Annotated in this window: 1 protein-coding gene; it reads left to right on the top strand. The window is 73.1% G+C overall.

The annotated features are described in order from the left end of the window. A partial coding sequence (locus UN64_RS21860) for an LCP family protein (protein ID WP_139343256.1) occupies positions 1-724 on the top strand: 724 nt, incomplete at both ends.

Consider the following 724-nt stretch of genomic DNA (forward strand, 5'->3'; position numbering starts at 1 on the left):
TCACGCCGACCTCTACCCGGACGCCGAACACCCCGGCGCCGAGGCCATGAAGGACGCCGCCGGCGGCATCCTCGGGCTGGACATCTCCGGCTACGCCCTCATGGACATGGGCGGCTTCGCCCAGCTGATCGACGCCATGGGCGGGGTGGACGTCGTCAGCGGCGGCTACGTGGTCCACCGCGGCGTCCGGCCCGACGGCGCCTGGGGCAACATCTGGTGGGAGCCGGGCACCCACCACTTCAACGGCGACGACGCGCTCGCCTTCGCCCGCTCCCGGCACTGGTCCACCGACTACGCCCGCATCCGCCGGCAGCAGTGCATGCAGGCGGCCATGCTGGAGCAGTTCAGCCCCGCCACCGTGCTCACCCGCTTCGAGGGGATCCTCGCGGCGGGCCAGCAGATCGTGACCACCGACCTGCCGCAGTCCCAGCTCGGCACGTTCGTGGATCTCGCCGAGCGCTCACGCGGGCAGAAGATGCGGCGGCTGACCGTCGGCCCGCCCGACTTCGGCGACACGGGCACCCACTTCACCACCTACCCCGACTACGACCTCGTCCACCGCCGCGTGGACGAGATGCTGGCCGACGCGTCCGTGACCGCCGGGTCGGACCCGACCGGCGTCTCGGCGACCCCGCTGCTCACCGTGCTGGCCGTCGTCGCGCAGGAGACGCAGGCCCCCGACGTCGATGAGGACGACCCGGCCACGTGGCCGGCCCCGCCGACC

The sequence above is a fragment of the Fictibacillus arsenicus genome (genome assembly GCF_001999465.1).
GTDB lineage: Bacteria > Bacillota > Bacilli > Bacillales > Fictibacillaceae > Fictibacillus > Fictibacillus arsenicus.